The 15,114-nt window shown below is 44.7% G+C and carries 15 protein-coding genes; 5 read left to right on the top strand and 10 right to left on the bottom strand.

Annotated features, from left to right (window positions below):
* Positions 1-44: 44 nt before the first annotated feature.
* Positions 45-215, bottom strand: coding sequence for a hypothetical protein (locus tag F6K51_RS14795; protein WP_293021357.1), 171 nt, complete (start codon positions 213-215; stop codon positions 45-47).
* A gap of 188 nt (positions 216-403) precedes the next feature.
* Between F6K51_RS14795 and argS the strand changes: the two genes are divergently transcribed.
* Positions 404-2,161 (top strand): arginine--tRNA ligase, encoded by a 1,758-nt coding sequence (gene argS, locus F6K51_RS14790; protein WP_293021355.1) that lies wholly within the window; start codon positions 404-406, stop codon positions 2,159-2,161.
* A gap of 68 nt (positions 2,162-2,229) precedes the next feature.
* Here the strand turns inward: argS and F6K51_RS14785 are convergent, their stop codons facing one another.
* The 3 genes from F6K51_RS14785 to def form a co-directional block, all read right to left on the bottom strand.
* Positions 2,230-2,553: a helix-turn-helix transcriptional regulator gene (locus F6K51_RS14785; protein WP_293021353.1), complete on the bottom strand. Its 324-nt coding sequence runs from the start codon at positions 2,551-2,553 to the stop codon at positions 2,230-2,232.
* Positions 2,554-2,564: 11 nt separating this feature from the next.
* On the bottom strand, positions 2,565-2,933 hold the full coding sequence (locus tag F6K51_RS14780) for a type II toxin-antitoxin system RelE/ParE family toxin (protein ID WP_293021351.1): 369 nt from the start codon (positions 2,931-2,933) through the stop codon (positions 2,565-2,567).
* A gap of 363 nt (positions 2,934-3,296) precedes the next feature.
* Entirely contained in the window at positions 3,297-3,830 is a 534-nt protein-coding gene (gene def / locus F6K51_RS14775) for a peptide deformylase (protein WP_293021359.1), read from the bottom strand.
* A 240-nt stretch (positions 3,831-4,070) separates the two neighbouring features.
* On the opposite strand from def, the gene dnaA reads away from it, so the two are divergent.
* Entirely contained in the window at positions 4,071-5,453 is a 1,383-nt protein-coding gene (gene dnaA, locus F6K51_RS14770; protein WP_293021349.1) for a chromosomal replication initiator protein DnaA, read from the top strand.
* On the opposite strand, the gene F6K51_RS14765 is transcribed toward dnaA, so the two are convergent.
* Entirely contained in the window at positions 5,438-5,581 is a 144-nt protein-coding gene (locus F6K51_RS14765; protein ID WP_293021347.1) for a hypothetical protein, read from the bottom strand. The two genes, dnaA and F6K51_RS14765, sit on opposite strands and share 16 nt — an antisense overlap.
* A gap of 546 nt (positions 5,582-6,127) precedes the next feature.
* Here F6K51_RS14765 and dnaN point away from each other — a divergent pair.
* Positions 6,128-7,309, top strand: a complete 1,182-nt coding sequence (gene dnaN, locus F6K51_RS14760) for a DNA polymerase III subunit beta (RefSeq protein ID WP_293021345.1) — start codon at positions 6,128-6,130, stop codon at positions 7,307-7,309.
* 219 nt (positions 7,310-7,528) lie between these two features.
* Here dnaN and F6K51_RS14755 read toward each other — a convergent pair whose 3' ends face one another.
* Together F6K51_RS14755 and F6K51_RS14750 are read right to left on the bottom strand one after the other, a co-directional pair.
* Complete coding sequence (locus F6K51_RS14755) at positions 7,529-11,098, bottom strand: alpha-mannosidase (RefSeq protein WP_293021343.1); 3,570 nt, start codon at positions 11,096-11,098, stop codon at positions 7,529-7,531.
* Between the two features lies 1 nt (position 11,099).
* On the bottom strand, positions 11,100-11,231 hold the full coding sequence (locus F6K51_RS14750) for a hypothetical protein (protein ID WP_293021341.1): 132 nt from the start codon (positions 11,229-11,231) through the stop codon (positions 11,100-11,102).
* A 397-nt stretch (positions 11,232-11,628) separates the two neighbouring features.
* Between F6K51_RS14750 and F6K51_RS14745 the strand changes: the two genes are divergently transcribed.
* Together F6K51_RS14745 and F6K51_RS14740 are read left to right on the top strand one after the other, a co-directional pair.
* Positions 11,629-13,623: a hypothetical protein gene (locus F6K51_RS14745; RefSeq protein WP_293021339.1), complete on the top strand. Its 1,995-nt coding sequence runs from the start codon at positions 11,629-11,631 to the stop codon at positions 13,621-13,623.
* On the top strand, positions 13,611-13,814 hold the full coding sequence (locus F6K51_RS14740; protein ID WP_293021337.1) for a hypothetical protein: 204 nt from the start codon (positions 13,611-13,613) through the stop codon (positions 13,812-13,814). Before F6K51_RS14745 ends, F6K51_RS14740 begins: the two co-directional genes overlap by 13 nt.
* Positions 13,815-13,854: 40 nt before the next feature.
* On the opposite strand, the gene F6K51_RS14735 is transcribed toward F6K51_RS14740, so the two are convergent.
* The 3 genes from F6K51_RS14735 to F6K51_RS14725 form a co-directional block, all read right to left on the bottom strand.
* The gene (locus tag F6K51_RS14735; protein ID WP_293021336.1) at positions 13,855-14,049 is read right to left on the bottom strand and encodes a hypothetical protein; all 195 of its coding nucleotides are present in this window, start codon (positions 14,047-14,049) and stop codon (positions 13,855-13,857) included.
* Positions 14,050-14,282: 233 nt separating this feature from the next.
* Positions 14,283-14,459 (bottom strand): hypothetical protein, encoded by a 177-nt coding sequence (locus tag F6K51_RS14730; RefSeq protein WP_293021335.1) that lies wholly within the window; start codon positions 14,457-14,459, stop codon positions 14,283-14,285.
* Complete coding sequence (locus F6K51_RS14725; RefSeq protein ID WP_293021333.1) at positions 14,453-15,091, bottom strand: hypothetical protein; 639 nt, start codon at positions 15,089-15,091, stop codon at positions 14,453-14,455. Before F6K51_RS14725 ends, F6K51_RS14730 begins: the two co-directional genes overlap by 7 nt.
* Positions 15,092-15,114: the final 23 nt, after the last annotated feature.

Here is a 15,114-nt window from a genome sequence, read left to right as displayed (position 1 = left end):
ACGTGTGCTCTGCAGATCTGCTCACAGGGGTAGGTTGTTTACATTTAGGTCGGGAGTCGGGAGTCGGGAGTGGGGAGTCGGGAGTCGGGAGTCGGGAGTCGGGAGTCGGGAGTCGGGAGTCGGGAGTCGGGAGTCGGAAGTCGGAAGTCGGAAGAAGTGGGAAATGGGGAGATAGGGAAAATTATCCTGGGAATTGTTGTATATCTTAGATACATACCTGAACAGGGGCGTGTCGGTCGATCCTGTAAGTGCGAGTTGAGATAACTGCTCCGATGCTCCCGAGTGAAACCGGAAATTCACCTGCCTTTACGGTAATTGTCCGGTTATGTCCAAGATTAATCGGTAAGTAGTGGCTGTTACCATTCAGAGGCAAGATTAGTGAAGAGCCCTTTGCACTGGCACCATGAAATCCATTGTTGAACAACTTAGACTTCAATTCACTCAAGCCTTAACTGCTGCCTTCGGTTCTGACGTGGCAGGGGTAGATCCAATGATGGTACCTGCCAGCAATCCCAAATTTGGTGACTATCAGTCTAATGTGGCTTTGGCTTTGAGCAAACGTTTGAAACAGCCGCCAAGAGCGATCGCAGAATCTTTGTTGCAGTATCTAGATGTGGCTGAGATATGTCAGAGCCCGACTATTGCTGGTCCAGGCTTCATTAATTTGAGCTTAAAACCTGCTTACTTGGAAGAACGGCTAAGGGAGATTTATACTGACCCACGTCTAGGAGTAGCAGTCGCTTCAGCCCCTCGACGGGTCATTGTTGATTTTTCTTCTCCCAATATTGCTAAAGAGATGCATGTGGGACATCTACGTTCAACGATTATTGGGGATTCGATTGCCCGGATCTTAGAATTTCGGGGTCAAAATGTACTGCGCTTGAATCATGTGGGAGATTGGGGCACCCAATTTGGGATGTTGATCACCTATCTCAGGGAAGCTTACCCAAGTGCTTTGACTACAGCTGATGCCCTGGATTTGGGAGATTTAGTCACCCTTTATCGGCAAGCTAAACAACGGTTTGATGCAGATGAGGAATTTCGGGAGGCATCTAGGCTCGAAGTTGTTAAACTGCAATCTGGTGCAGCCGATAGCCGCCGTGCTTGGCAACTACTGTGTGACCAATCTCGGCGGGAGTTTCAGATTATCTACGATTTGCTGGATATTCAGCTCACCGAAAGGGGAGAATCCTTTTACAATCCTTTCCTACCAGAGGTTCTGGACTATTTAGACAAGTCTGGCTTGTTAGTGGAAGATTCCGGAGCCAAATGTGTTTTCCTTGAGGGGTTTACAAATAAAGATGGTGAGCCTCTGCCCTTGATTGTGAAAAAATCTGATGGGGGCTATAACTATGCCACCACTGACTTAGCTGCTCTGCGCTACCGGACTGAGCAAGACCAGGCTCAAAGGATTATATATGTTACTGATTCCGGACAAGCAAATCATTTTACCCAGGTATTTCAGGTGGCTCGACGGACTGGTATTCTTCCAGAAAATCTTGAAGTCGTTCATGTTCCCTTTGGTTTGGTTCTGGGGGAAGATGGCAAAAAGCTGAAAACGCGGTCTGGGGAAACAGTGCGGTTGCGGGATTTATTGGATGAAGCGATCGCACGATCTGGTGCTGATTTAGAATCGAGACTGAAGCAAGAAGGTCGGGAGGAAACTGAGGAATTTAAAGAGCATGTTGCCAAAGTCGTAGGCATGAGTGCAGTTAAGTATGCTGACCTTAGTCAAAATCGTACCAGTAACTATATATTCAGCTTTGATAAGATGTTGGCACTCCAGGGCAATACGGCACCATATATGCTTTATGCCTATGTCCGGATTCAAGGAATTAGCCGCAAAGGGGAGATTGATTTTGAGCAACTGGGAACCGATGCCAAAATTTTGTTGGAAGAAGACGCAGAATTGGTGCTAGGGAAGAAGTTATTGCAACTGAATCAGGTTCTTGGTGAAGTTGAAAAAGAATTGATGCCGAATCGCCTTTGTCAGTATTTGTTTGAACTGAGCCAGAAGTTTAATCAATTCTATGACCAATGCCCTGTACTCAAAGCCGAAGAACCCAAGCGGACATCCCGTCTGCTGCTATGTGATTTGACTGCTAGAACTCTGAAACTGGGATTGTCTTTACTGGGAATTCAGGTACTGGAGCGGATGTAGTACAGGTGAAGTATTTCAGCTATCAGCCTTTGACCTTGGCTGATAGCTGAATACTTACGTCAGCTAGTTCACGACACTAGTGTTCGAGCCACAGGGTGAGATAATGGTTTGGTTTTGACCACAATTTCCACATCTTGACCGAAAGCGTTTAAGAAGCGAAACAGCCGCACAATTGAAAAACCCGCCAACTTACCATTGATAAGTGCGGACACTTTAGGCTGATCTACTCCTAAAATCTTGGCCGCCGCAGCTTGTGTCATACCCTGGTTGGCAATAATACTACTAATCTTACGAGCCAGTTCTGCTTTAACGATTAATTCGTCAGAGTTTTCTAAACCTAAATCGGCAAACACATTACCACTACTAGCTTGTACTTCAATTTCTTTGACCATAATTACTACCTCTACTCGTGAGTGTAATGTTGTGAGTAATGTTCTCTGGCTCTTTTTAACCTGGCTTCAATTAATTCCAGCTCTTGCTTGGGTGTGGCGATACCTTGCTTTGATTTCTTTTGAAATGTATGCAGAACATACACTACACCTTGGAGTTTTACGGTGTATACACCCCGATAAGTGTCTCCATCAAAGTTGTCAATAACTTCGAGTACACCAGCACCTTTGAATCCTTTGAGGGGTTTAGCACCTGGATGTTTGTCTCCACATTGAGCTAAGTACAAGGCATAACCCATCACTTGCTGAACTTCTGAGGGAAATTTTTTCAAATCTTCCAAGGAACTGCCAACCCACTCTACAGGTTTTAAGGACACATCCATGTGATAAATATGCCAATTATAGCATGCTAATTACTAGTGTCCTAATTATCGGTTTCTACAATGAACAGGGTGTATAAGATCACTCACCATAGCAGCAACACAAACCACTCGAAGGTGGCAAAACCTGCAAACATAGGGCGCAATTCAACTAAGGTTTGCTCGACTCGACGATAATTAGCCATAATCTAACTGGCTGAATCAGCAAAACTCAGCCAGTTTGGAAGATTCTCGTCCCTAGGCGCTATCGGGGTGTTCTTGTCTTAGGGGTAATTCAACCACTCAACCGACCACAGAACTTCGCACTGTCCAGTATCAATAGATTGTAGCGATTTGAAAATTAGTGAGTAAAGGATTTGACAATCGCTATAAGTTAGCAATAATCTGCTTCTGATATTCCTCCTCACTCATCATCTCTTGGGTACTCTCCACTCGGTCTAAAAATACAATTCCCTCAAGATGGTCATATTCATGTTGGAATATCCTGGCTACAAAGTCTGTTAATTGTTGCCGCTGACACTGACCATACCGATTAGTATACTCCACCTCAATTCGAGTATACCTGGGTACTAACCCTCGAATTCCGGGAATACTCAGACACCCCTCCCAGTCCTTAACCATGTCAGTGTCATGACTAATAATGCCAGGATTAATCATAGCCGTTGCTTCCATCAACGGTGCGTGGGGATACCTTAAATTCGGACGAGACGCTACTATAAACAAACGATAGGATTGAGATACTTGGGGTGCTGCAATGCCAACGCCATTGGCTGCTGTAGCAGTTGCTATGAGCTGATCAATCAGTTGTTGAAGGCGTTCATCGAGCAAATTATGTACTAGCTGAGTATGCTGCCGTAAAATCGGGTTGCCTAACTGAGCAATTTGTAGTGTTTCACTCACCATAGTAAAAGCCAAACGTCTATATCCGTCAAGCTTATTCGATCAAATGCTCAAACAGTACCTTTATATATTAAAAATTGGTAAAAATTTTTTGGTGGTGGGATATAGGAAAGCGGTGCGACCCCGCGCTTTTTAAAAGCTAAGCGTGAACGCGCACCGTAGGAATTTTTATGCCCTTGGTCTGGGCTGTGGCTCATCACATCTAGCTTAAAAAAAATTGACTACGGTAGAGAAAAAACAGTGAAAATTTCCCCAGAACAACTATGGATTCAGGTATTAGAACGTCTCAAACTACAACTGAGTCAGCCCACCTTTGAAACTTGGCTCAAGACAACTAGCGCTCAACAGCTTGACAATAACTGCTTGCTGATTCGCACTGCCAATCCCTTTTCGAAAAATTGGTTGCAGAAGTATTACGTTAAAACAATTGCTGATGTCGTGGAAGATATTTTAGGTCAACGAGTGGAAATTCACTTCACAACGGCTACAGGAGACAATAACTCAATGACTGGTGATCCTGACTTTTCCTGGTCATTTACGGTAGCCACTAATCATTCCGAAAATACCTTTAAAAACCAGCCAAGACGCGCTAAGTTAAATCCTAAGCATGTTTTCTCTCGCTTTGTGGTTGGTCCTAATAATCGCATGGCTCATGCTGCATCTCTGGCGGTAGGGGAGTATCCAGGACGAGAGTTTAACCCTCTGTTTCTTTGTGGTGGTGTTGGTTTAGGCAAAACTCATTTAATGCAGGCAATTGGTCATTACCGCTTGGAGAATAACCCTGAGTCTAAAATTTTTTATGTTTCTACTGAGCAGTTCACTAATGATTTAATTTCTGCTATTCGCGAGGATAGTATCCAAAGTTTCCGGGAACATTATCGGACAGCGGAGGTACTTTTGGTAGACGATATTCAGTTTATTGAAGGTAAGGAATATACTCAGGAAGAGTTTTTCCACACCTTCAATACTTTGCACGAAGCTGGTAAACAAATTGTCTTGGCATCAGACCGTCCTCCTAATCAGATTAATAGCTTGCAAGAACGCCTTTGTTCCCGCTTTTCTATGGGGTTAATCGCTGATATTCAGCCACCAGATTTGGAAACCAGGATGGCTATCTTGCAAAAAAAGGCAGAGGACGAAAATATACGTCTACCCCATGACGTGGTTGAGTACATTGCTGCTAGCTACACCTCTAACATTAGAGAACTAGAGGGAGCTTTGACTAGGGCTGTGACTTATGTATCGATTTCGGGGTTAGCGATGAATGTGGAAAATATTGCACCGATTTTGAACCCACCAACCAAGAAGATTCAGGCTTCTCCTGAGGTTATTTTAAGTACTATATCTAATACGTTTAATCTTTCAGTGGAAGACTTAAAAAGTAGCTCTCGGAGGCGAGAAATTAGTTGGGCTAGGCAAATTGGGATGTATCTGATGAGGCAGCATACAGAATTGAGCCTACCCCGCATTGGGGAAGAATTTGGGGGCAAAGACCACACGACAGTCATGTACAGCTGCGATAAAATTACTCAGCTGCGGGAAAAAGATGATGAGTTAGCTCAGAAACTTTCTCAGTTAAGCGATCGCATAAATCTGACAGCTAGGAGTCAAAACCAAACATAAAGCCTGTTTATAGCAATTATCAGCGACGTTTGAGGTACTTTTTTCCTAGCTTTTTGGGAGCAGGGAGTAGGGAATCGGGAATCGGGAATCGGGAATCGGGAACAGGGACAAAATACTCTGTACCTCATTAGGCTAGAAACCGCTATTTTAATTAAAGTTTGTTAATTAAAGTTTGTTAATTAACGGCTTGAGCTTGATGCTATGATCGAGTCTACTGCTGGAATATCTGGCTTCTGAGTATAAATGCTCTGTGGAAAAATCACCGAATTTTTCCACAACTTTTTCCACAAATGGTTTGCTAACTCAATTAGTATTCAGCTATCAGCTATCAGCTATCGGCTATCAGTTATCAGTTATCAGCTATCAACTATCAGTTATCAGCTATCAGCTATCAGCTATCAGTTATCAGTTATCAGCTAATGCTTCACAGGCTAGAAGCCTGTGCCACGCTACTTGAGGTGCTATCAGCTAAAAGCTGACTACTGATGGCTAAAGGCTGACCACTGACCGCTGACTACTGACCGCTGACCACTGACCGCTGACTACTGACTGCTGACTACTGACTGCTGACTACTGACCGCTGAATGCTTAGGTTTTTGAGGTGGTTTTGTACAAAGATTAGTAATCGAGTACTATAGTTTCTTACTAAAGCAAGCCCCATTACGAAACCAATCATGAAACTGGTTTGCAGTCAAAGTGACCTCAATACAAACCTTTCACTAGTGAGTCGGGTAGTGCCTTCTCGCCCTACTCATCCTGTGCTGGGAAATGTTTTGTTAGAAGCAGACCAAAAAAATCAGCGGGTGCTACTAACTGCTTTCGACCTTAGCGTGGGTATCCAGACTAGCTTTAATGCTGACGTTGAGACAGGAGGGGAAATTACCCTGCCAGCCAAACTGCTCAATGATATTGTTTCCCGTCTACCTTCAGGGGAAATTACTCTAGAGGATGATGGGAAAGGTACAGACAGTGATAGCCTGATTGTCACCTTAACCTCGGCTACCGGACGTTATCAGGTTCGAGGTATGAGTTCTGAGGAATTCCCCGAGCTGCCGGAAGTTAACACATCCGTTGCGGTTCATATTCCTGTAGAAGTCTTAAAGGCTGGATTGCAGGGTTCTTTATTTGCCACTAGTTCTGATGAAACTAAGCAAGTGCTGACGGGGGTTCACCTTACTGTACAGTCGGACAAATTGGAATTTGCTGCTACCGATGGTCACCGACTAGCAGTTGTGGAAACTAATCGGAGAATAGAGGAAAGTGCAACGACTGAAGCTACCCAAGAATTGGATGATCATGATTTACCCGTAGAATTTACGTTACCAGCTAGAGCGTTACGGGAGTTGGAGCGGATAGTATCTAAGGCTGAAGCTCAGGATATTATTGCGATTCAGTTTGAACCTGGTCAGATTGTTTGTCAAGGGGGAGAACAGCGTTTAACAAGCCGAACTCTGGAAGGACAGTACCCTTCCTATCATCAGCTGCTTCCCAAACACTTTCAGCGTCAGATCATTCTCGATCGCCGTCAATTACTGAGTGCAGTAGAACGGATTGCAGTGTTGGCTGATCAGAAAAATAATATTGTCAAGTTTAATATCGATAGTGTTAACCAGCGGCTTCACCTCTCGGTAGAGGCAAAAGATTTGGGTAGTGGTCGGGAGTCAATGGAAGTTCAAATATCGGGTGATAGTTTGGAAATTGCTTTTAATGTTAAGTACTTAATTGATGGCTTAAAGGCGCTTTATACCTCTGATATTCAAATTCAGATGAATGAAGCTAATAGTCCTGTGATTTTTATGCCTCTAGGGGGATTGAAGATGACTTATTTGATTATGCCAGTTCAGATTAGGAAATAGTAACAGAAGAGTGTGGGAAGTGTCGGAAGTGTGGGAAGTGTGGGGAGATGGGGAGATGGGGAGATGGGGAGATGGGGAGATGGGGAGATGGGGAGATGGGTAGATGGGGAGATGGGGAGATGGGGAGATGGGGAAATAGCGAGATAGCGAGATAGGAAAAATTTTTATAGCTCCCGACTCCCGACTCCCGACTCCCGACTCCCGACTCCCGACTCCCTTCTAGGTTATTAATTTAACTGCCAAACTAGTTATTTTCCAAGGCTCTATCTTAACTACTTTTCCATCAGCTGATGCTTCTGATAAACTAACAGGTCTTTCCAATAAATCAACTGGGTGAACTACTTTTAATCCCAAATCACTCACTAAGGATAAATTCGCTGACTCCCCATGAGATTCATAGCACCTGAGAATCCATTGATCAGGGATATCTTCGGATTGTTTAAGTGCCATCAAAATTAGAGTCTTAGCTGACAAATCCAATAGTTGTCCGGTTGATGGTAAAGAAGGTCTACTATTATTACTGACATTATTACTGAAAATAGAACTATTAGCGGGAGACCAAAGTAACCCTAGAAATGGTAAATTAAGCTGGTATGCTAGCTTAACCGTATCTGCAGAACGCCAATTGCCTTGATGAGGATACAAAGCATAGGTGAATTGGTGGATGCCTTGATCAGCTTCAGGATCGGGCCAAGTGGGAGAGCGAAGCAATGTTAGACGTAATTGGGAAGCCTGGGCATCATAGCCGTATTTGCAATCATTAAGCAAACTGACACCATAGGTTTGATCACTCAAGTCTGCCCAACGCAGAGCAGGTACTTCCCATTTAGCTTGCTCAGCAGGGGTTTGGGGTCGAGTAGAACGTTGAATTACCCCACAAGGCATCTCATAGGACACATAATCGGCATCAATGGCTAATGGAAACGCAGCTTTGACTAATAAATGGCGTTCCTGCCAGTCTACGGTAGTGGCAATCTTGAGTACTGGAGATTCAGCTGAAAGGATATAGTCCTGAGAAAATTGCGATCGCATTAGCCGACGCACCACTCGCAAACGCTTACGCAATACTCCTGTTTCAATCCACTCGATCCCGATCAGCTCAGTGCTCGGCAAAGGATGGTCAGCATAATTTGGGTCTATATTCCATGCATCCCAATATTGACCACTATCCTCGAAAGCTTGTAGCTGATTTCCAGGACCACTAAGCACTTCCCGCTGATTAACCTGATCGAAGACACTACTTAAATCTCCAGTTTCTGGGTCTACCACCACTCGTAGGTATTGATTCTCTAATACGAAATCTTCAATCGGGAGTTGGGAATCGGGAATTGGGAATCGGGGATTGGAACCCACCCCTAACCCCTCCCAGGAGGGGAACGGGAATCGGGAATCGGGAATCGGGAATCGGGAATCAGGAATCGGGAATCGGGAATCGGGACGTAGCTCTAACTTCAAGTGCTCAGTATTGCTGCACAACCAAAAAACACGATATCCTACCGAAGGAATATTACTGGCTAGAAACAGCAATTCTATTTGAGAATAGGAGAGATTGTCATTGTTATTGTCATGGTTTTGGATGTGCTGGGCTTGATCGTGCTTAACTTGAGAGACTATCTTTTCCCCAAAACAGTCATACACTTCCCATTCGATTGACCCGACCGGTAAAGAAACAGGTAAAGAAATAGCTAAAGAAATAGCAATTACTTCTGAACGCTGCCAATTGAGAGGATTAAAGACAATAATGGCTTGAGCATGGGGTTTCGGTGGTGGTGGCAGGGTGATCTTGGATGCGATCGCATTTAATGATTCCTCTAATATCTCCCCTGTCACCTCCTCGACTTCCTGCCAAGCCTGATTAGCGTCTACAAAGACTTCCGGAATCGATGTTCCTGGTAAGATATCGTGAAACTGATTAAATAACACCTTTTTCCAGGCTTCCTCCAGTTCAGTCTTAGGATAGGCTTGTCCTGTCGCAATGGTTTTCAGGGCGGCAAACAGTTCTGCTTGGTACAATAACCCCTCACAACGACGTAGATAGCGCTTTTGGTCAGCGTGAGTGGTATAGCAACCCCGATGGAATTCTAGATAGAGTTCATCATTCCAGACCGGAATCTCTTTAGTGGTTTGGCTTTGGCCTTTCCCCCCTCCGCTGTCCTCTGTTCTGATTTCTTCTTCCCCCACACTTCCGACACTAAGGTTCTCAATACAACCTGCAACCTTGGCCAAAAGGCCACGCTTTCGGCAAAGCCGACGCTGCGCGAACGCGAACAACCTGCTAACCTTCAACCTACTAACCTTCAACCCGCTAACCTTGGCCAAAAGGCCACGCTTCGCGAACAACAAATACTCACTGGCGGTGGTAAATTCCAGCTTTGGGAAGAATGGGGATTTTTGCCAACGTCTTGCTACTTGTAACATATCCCTGGTGGGACCACCGCCATGATCTCCGACACCAGGTAACCAAAATGCCTCCTTGAGTGAGGTTTGAATTTCCCAATCAATGGCGTAGCTTGCCATAGTAATGGGATTTGTATCCATCACACCAGCAACGTTAGGGGGAGACATCAGGCTGAAGATTTGGCTGCCATCGGGAGACTGCCACCAGAAAGCACCATAGGGAAATTTGGTGGTATCGTTCCAGTGCAGCTTCTGGGTCACGAAGTAGTCAATTCCACCCTGTTTGAGTAATTGAGGTAGTTGCCAACAGAAGCCAAAACTATCCGTTACCCATGCCACTGTGGTTAACTGACCGAAGGTTTTCTGGACGTAACGTTGACCATAGAGGATTTGTCGGACTATTGATTCACCATCAATTAGGTTTAATTCCGGTTCTACCCACATCCCCCCCACAATTTCCCAACGACCAGCTGCAACTTGTTGTTTTATCCGTTTAAATAAATCAGGGCGATGCTGTTCTATCCAAGCATAAAGGGCAGGGGTGGTATGGCAAAAGGTGAAATCTGGAAATTCTTGCTGTAGCTTTAATACTGATTCAAAGGTACGCACAGCTACGTCCCAGGTCTCGCTGACTGGCCATAACCAAGCCAAATCAAGGTGAGCATGACCTAGCATTTGGATAGAGTTTTGACTATTTTGAATTCTGAAGTTTGAATTTTCAATTGTACTGAGTTGTTGGCGCAATCGGGTAAGCGATCGCATAAATTCTGTCGGCTGTGACACCATTTCCCAATCAATCTCAGCCACAGCCTTAGCTAGAGTCCCTAATTGTTCTGGATCAAAACTAGCGCTATACTTTTGTAAGACAGTCAATTCATCAGCTACAAAGCCTGGATCGATATCATTGGTGGCTTCGTAGAGGATTTGCGATCGCATTAATCCGCCGATATCATGACCAGGACTAACCAACCTGAGGGCTACGGCAAACTCTTCCCCTGGCACTACTGCTGGATTTAGCAGCATCCGTGTGGAGGAATCAAATAAATCCCCCTCTTGTACCAGCTGACTGTTGACAAAAATCTGAGCCGATTCTGCCCACCACGTCAATACCAAACGTAATCCTAAGCCAGCTAAAGGATAGCGCTGCAAATCCTGGGGCACTAGGAATCGTTGACTCAACCAGATCACTTGTCTTCCAGCAGACCAAGTAATGTAATCCTTGTCATTACGTTGGGCTATTGACCAATTGTTCCAGCACTCTGGTTGAGTGGCCACAGGATAAGGAATATCTTCTTTACAGTATCGCCAACCCTGCTGAACATTGGTTTGAGTTAAAGCACGGAGTTTTGCGATCGCATGATTAATCCCATCAATAAGCCTAATCTGATCCATTTCATTTACAGCGGTTTTCAATTCGGTGAGGTACTTTCGTTCTGGGAGGGAGCAGGGAATCGGGAATCGGGAATCGGGAATCGGGAATCGGGAATCGGCAATCGGGAATCGGGAATTGGGAATCGGGAAACAATCCTGTGTACCTGATCAGCTAGTCTTCATTTAAATTCTCTTGTGATCAGAGCAGGGGAGCTTCGCGAGCAGGGGAGAGGGTTTGACGGTTTTTTTGATAAGGGAATAATATCCAATTTTAAATACGCAACAGGTTATCATTAATTTGTTATTTGTGGTTTATTGACAGTTAACCGTTAACCATCAACTGTCAACCCATAACCACTTCCTGGTATATAGCGTTTCTCATAACTATGAGGTACACAAAATTTTTTACCTCTGCCCTCTTACCTAATCCCTGCTCGCTGCTCCCTGCTCCCTAAAACCCACAACTCTGTACCTCACCCAAATAATAATTGCTATATATGCAGCTTCAATGTCTATCAGCTAGCTAATCCCTCACCCAAGCAATAATCATCATGTCTTCCCCTGCCAAAGGTCCCTATCGCAGTAGATTGTTTAACTTTATCAATCGACAATCTCAACGGTTTGCTGACCAAATTCAACGTACAATACGGCATTTAAAAGTTGCAGGGGTATGGGGAGGGCAAATTTTACTTTATCCGGTTTACCTGCTGGTGCAAGCTAGTTTATCCGCTGGGCGTCAGATTTCTTCTTCGGTAAAAGCTGGATTGCCCCAATTAAGCACATTTAGCCACGCCCAGCCCCAGGAAAAACCGCCAGAAGCAGATACAGCAATTCAGCGAGTGCTACAAGAGTTGAACCTTGGCAAGTTTACCCTTGAAGCTGATCTAGACAACCTAAAACCGTCTAACGGGCAAGCTGTAACCCTAAATAACGGGCAACCTATCCTACTGGAACGGCAAAGGGGAACATCCCTAAATAACCAGGAACCTGTAAGCCTATATAACGGGCAAGCTGTAACCCCAGCTAAACCCGCGACTAATGAGCATATGCTAATTAAGGGAGTGGCTTGTTTATTGGACAACCGGGGTCTAGTGCTGGTGACAGTGGAAAATCAAATTCTGGATATATTGACACCCCAGCAGCAGCACAAACTAGCATCCAGAATCAGTTGGGAGCTGGCTGACTTACTGCGTAAATGGCGTTTAGCCCACTCGTTAGACGGCAAAAAAGCATCCCCTTCCCTTGCTACCTTAGATCACCCCCCTATTTTTCCACCCATCAGGCTATTCTGGCGATTAATGGCCTGGGTGCAAACTAGTCCTGTAGCGATCGCAATTAATCTGTTCGGGGAATCGAGGATCATCCCAGCTGTTTCCAACCGTCAATCAGCCACCTCTGAGCACCGACAACCTAAACCTTCCAAACCACTCAATCTATTACCTTCTAACCCAATTGAGAACCTATTAACTTCCCTGGATAACAAATTCCTGGAACTGGAATCACACCAATTAGTACAACGATCGGAAGTTGTGGTTAAACTGAGTAAGCAAATCCCCCTAACCCTGCGCCAGAGTACTAATCAGCTGATGCAAGCCCTACAAAAACCATTTATTAAGGGTGATAGCTCAGAGGAGGTAACGGCAGGGTCTGAAACTAACCGATTTAAACTCTTAAGCTTAATCTATGCTGCTATTGACTACTTCTTTGGCAGAACATCATCTAACTTTACTTTGAGTGGTTCCTCAGAGCAATCCCAAATTCTTTCTGGTTCTGGAGAGGGTTTACCAGGAGGAAACAGGGATAATTTATACCCAGAAGCCCATCAGCTATCAGGAGATAATTCCCCTCCACTTTCCCCGTCATTAATACCATCCACCTCAACACCATCTCGGTCTAAATCAGATGAACTTGATCCTTGGTTATCCGATAATGATTTATGGGGCAACCCAGATGGATCTGACCAGCCCGAAAATTTATCTTCCTCAACCTCCAACTCCGGAAATCAGGCACAATCACCGGTTGCTAATAGTAAATCTAGACATCAGTTACCAGAAGGATTCAACAGCAAAATTCCTGTGAAGTCAGAAAAGTCTATTTGGATTCTATTTAAGCGATACCTGAACTTACTAAAGGCTCCAGGTAAGCTAATTATTTCGAGAACTAAATCTTCAAAAGTTCAACCAAAACCATCTATCAGCCAGAATAAAAATTCCAGGACTGAAAAATCACCAGACCTGTCCCAAATTCAGGATAATTTAGGAAAAACTACTTCCAAAGAATATCAAGATCAACCGCTAGCAGTTGTTAAGTCTGGTAGCACCCAGGTTAAAGGATATAAGGGAGAAGAAAATAATGCGATCGCTAACTCTAGAAACGATAGTGATGTAGAGCCAAATCAAGAATGGATTGAAACTAAAGCAACTCCAGAAGGATATATTAAGCATCCTTTAGAACGAGTGTTGGAGTGGTTAGACATCACCATGCTTTGGATAGAAGAGCTAGTGGTTAAAATTTGGCGGTTGCTGCAACGGTTGTGGCCATTTTGAAAAAAGGGAACAGGGAATCGGGAATCGGGAGTCGGGAGTCGGAACCCACCCCTAACCCCTCCCAGGAGGGGAACGGGAATCGGGAGTCGGGAATATGGCATCAAAATTCTCGGCATTCCTACACGGATTGCTATATCAATGATCAGCATTCAGCTATCAGCATTCAGCTATCAGCATTCAGCTATCAGTGATCAGCTATCAGTGATCACTGAATACTTACGATGTAAAGCCCTAGGATTCCTCATCCATCGGATTATTACCGACATCGAATACAATCACAAATTTCGCATCAGGCATTAATCGCTTCAGGGCCCATAAATGTCCCTCCGCATCCGACCGGTTGCGAAAGCGAGCAACAACAACTCGCTGCATTTCGGGTAATAGCCTAATGACCACCCATGGATGAAGGCGTTCCGAATAACTCATAATCAAACTGTCTCCTTTTTTAGGGGAGCCAGAGCTAGCCCGTAGATTTTGGACTTTCGCCGGGCTAGCTCTTGACTCTGGGCGTCTCAGCGCCCACCTTTATAGTATAGCACAAATAACCTTTTATTATAACATATTTTGAAAAATTTTGTAAAAAACTGATCGGGAGTCGGGAATCGGGAGTCGGGAATCGGGAGCAGGGAAACTATTGCCTCTTGCCTCTTGCCTCTTGCCTAATCAATATCAGTAGAGTGGGCATCCTGCCCGCCCGACAATAAGCATGACACTGGCAAGATGCCAGTTCTACAGCAAGATGCCCGCCCGACAATAAGCATGACACTGGCAAGATGCCAGTTCCACAGCAAGATGCCTCTTGCCTCTTGCCTTTTGCCTATTGCCTTCCCTACCATGACTCCTCAAGTAAACCCTCCAACACCTCTTCCGTAAAAGGATTCTTACCAGCCCGGAGCTCATCTATCCATTGTTGCCGTTCTGCTTTCAACTCATTATCATCCCAAGTCCAGTCTACAAATGCCTGAAAATCTGATATCGCTCCTGGGGTATCCCCAGTCAAAGCCCTAGCCAAACCACGACTATCCTTTATTCCTCCATTTTCAGGTTCTTTTGCCACTGCTTTTTCACAAGCATCCATTACATCAGCAGCATATCCATGGAGGCTACCAAACCAACAGAGATTGTTCCAAGAATCAGCATCAATGTCTAGGTTTGGATCTAGTTGTTGTGCTTGTTTATAGAGAGATAGGGCTTTGGTTAATTTACCCTCTTTAGCTAACTGCTCACCTTGTTTAACTTTAGCGGGTACTGCTAGCTGTCTAGCTTTTATCTCTGGCTGTAATTCTAGCTCCCGATTCCATTCTTTGGCTTCTTGAAACTTAGCAATAGCACCATCAACATCCCCCTGTGCTCCTAACTCCTCACCTTTTGCAACAAGAGCGATCGCTTTTGCCTTTGCCTCTGGCTCTAATTCTAGCTCCGGATTCCATTCTTGGGCTTTTTGGAACTTAGCAATAGCACCATCCACATCCCCCTCTTTCGCTAACTTCT

Origin of the sequence: Moorena sp. SIO3I8, from assembly GCF_010692325.1 — a bacterium.
GTDB lineage: Bacteria > Cyanobacteriota > Cyanobacteriia > Cyanobacteriales > Coleofasciculaceae > Moorena.
Note: the sequence above shows the minus strand (reverse complement) of the source record. Positions and strands in the feature narration are given on the sequence as shown.

Excerpts from the sequence above, each read along its gene's own strand:
- F6K51_RS14795 (WP_293021357.1), bottom strand. The coding sequence starts at position 215 with ATGTATCTAAGATATACAACAATTCCCAGGATAATTTTCCCTATCTCC.
- argS (WP_293021355.1), top strand. The coding sequence starts at position 404 with ATGAAATCCATTGTTGAACAACTTAGACTTCAATTCACTCAAGCCTTA.
- F6K51_RS14785 (WP_293021353.1), bottom strand. The coding sequence starts at position 2,553 with ATGGTCAAAGAAATTGAAGTACAAGCTAGTAGTGGTAATGTGTTTGCC.
- F6K51_RS14780 (WP_293021351.1), bottom strand. The coding sequence starts at position 2,933 with ATGGATGTGTCCTTAAAACCTGTAGAGTGGGTTGGCAGTTCCTTGGAA.
- F6K51_RS14765 (WP_293021347.1), bottom strand. The coding sequence starts at position 5,581 with ATGAGGTACAGAGTATTTTGTCCCTGTTCCCGATTCCCGATTCCCGAT.
- dnaN (WP_293021345.1), top strand. The coding sequence starts at position 6,128 with ATGAAACTGGTTTGCAGTCAAAGTGACCTCAATACAAACCTTTCACTA.
- F6K51_RS14755 (WP_293021343.1), bottom strand. The coding sequence starts at position 11,098 with ATGGATCAGATTAGGCTTATTGATGGGATTAATCATGCGATCGCAAAA.
- F6K51_RS14745 (WP_293021339.1), top strand. The coding sequence starts at position 11,629 with ATGTCTTCCCCTGCCAAAGGTCCCTATCGCAGTAGATTGTTTAACTTT.
- F6K51_RS14735 (WP_293021336.1), bottom strand. The coding sequence starts at position 14,049 with ATGAGTTATTCGGAACGCCTTCATCCATGGGTGGTCATTAGGCTATTA.
- F6K51_RS14730 (WP_293021335.1), bottom strand. The coding sequence starts at position 14,459 with ATGGTAGGGAAGGCAATAGGCAAAAGGCAAGAGGCAAGAGGCATCTTG.